The 1,528-nt window shown below is 64.7% G+C and carries 1 protein-coding gene and 1 pseudogene; one reads left to right on the forward strand and one right to left on the reverse strand.

The window, feature by feature from the left end; all coding sequences use genetic code 11:
• Window positions 1-199 precede the first annotated feature (199 nt).
• On the forward strand, window positions 200-1,225 hold the full coding sequence (locus tag EOA79_RS21790; protein WP_245322516.1) for an aldehyde reductase: 1,026 nt from the start codon (window positions 200-202) through the stop codon (window positions 1,223-1,225).
• Window positions 1,226-1,260: 35 nt separating this feature from the next.
• Here the strand turns inward: EOA79_RS21790 and EOA79_RS21795 are convergent.
• A pseudogene (locus EOA79_RS21795) lies at window positions 1,261-1,528 on the reverse strand (SDR family NAD(P)-dependent oxidoreductase); the annotation flags it as partial.

Below are 1,528 nucleotides of genomic sequence, written 5' to 3' on the forward strand. Positions count from 1 at the left end.
CGTCCTTCTTCCTGTCGCGGCGCTCGCTGAAGGCCTCGCCCAATTCCGGCATGCCGATCTGGCAGGACAGGCTGTTCATTGGCCTTGCGAAGACGGCGGCGGATGCGACGGAGTATTTCCAGATCCCCACCGGGCGCGTGGTCGAGATCGGCACTCAGGTCGCCATTTGAGGGACTGCAACGCCTAAAGCGGTGAGTTGGTGCTCGTTACCGGCGGCTCCGGGTTCCTCGGCGCGCACTGCGTTCTAGCCCTGTTGCAGGCAGGCTACCGCGTCCGCACAACAGTGCGATCCGCCAAGCGCGAAGCCGATGTTCTCGCCATGCTGAGGGTCGGCGGTGCCGAGCCGGGCGATGCGCTTTCCTTCGCCTACGCCGATCTGATGACAGACCCCGGCTGGCTGGAAGCGGTCGCGGGATGCCAGTACGTTCTTCATGTCGCTTCGCCGTTCCCGCCGGGCGTGCCGAAACACGAGGACGATCTGATCGTTCCTGCGCGCGAGGGTGCGCTGCGCGTGCTGCGGGCCGCGCGCGATGCGGGCGTCAAACGGGTGGTGCTCACCTCGTCCTTTGCCCCCATCGGCTATGGCCAGAGGCCAATTCCGGGCAGTCCGTTCACGGAAGAGAACTGGACCAACCTGGCGGCCAAGGTAAGCGCCTATGTGAAGTCGAAAACGCTGGCGGAACGTGCGGCCTGGGATTTCATTGCCAGCCAGGGCGGAGCGCTGGAACTGACGGTCGTCAATCCGGTCGGGATCTTTGGACCGGTCCTGGGGCCGGATCATTCGACCTCGACGGACTTCATCAAGCGCTTGCTGGACGGCGAGATGCCGGGTCTGCCGCGCATGGTGTTCGGCGTGGTCGACGCGCGGGACGTGGCGGACCTGCATCTGCGCGCCATGACCAGTCCCGCCGCCAAGGGGGAGCGGTTCCTCGCCATCAGCGGCGATTTCATGACGACGCTGGGGATCGCACAAACGTTGAAATCGCGGCTGGGCAGCGTTGCGTCGCGCGTTACGACGAGAATGCTACCGGACTGGCTGGTCCGGACCGTCGGACTGTTCGACGGGCAAGCAGCCCAGATCGTGACGGAACTGGGCAAGGCCAGAAACGCAACCGGGGCCAAGGCCATGCGCATGCTCGGCTGGGCGCCGCGATCGCGCGAAGAAGCGCTCGTCGCCACCGGCGAAAGCCTGGTCCGGCTCGGATTGCTCAAAAAGTCGAGGTGACGCGCCCGGGAGAGTACCCCCCCAGGCGCAACGGTTCAGCCAAGCAGTGCGGCTTTGTTCCCTTCCAGGAACTGCTTGAGCGTCTTCGGCTTGCGGCCCGACAGCGTCTCGATAGCGTCGGTTACCATGCCGATACGGCCGGAGCGTGTGTTGGCGTCGAAGGATACGACAATTCGCGCAAAGTCCTCGGGAAGGCCGGCCGCCTTGACGCCCTCGGTCAAAGCCTCGTCAGGTAATTGGATAACCTCCAGCGGCTTGCCAGTGACTTCGCTCACCAGAGCGGCAATTTCGTTCGTCGTGTAG

It is taken from the genome of Mesorhizobium sp. M1A.F.Ca.IN.020.03.2.1 (assembly GCF_004023205.1).
In the GTDB taxonomy this organism is placed as follows: domain Bacteria; phylum Pseudomonadota; class Alphaproteobacteria; order Rhizobiales; family Rhizobiaceae; genus Mesorhizobium.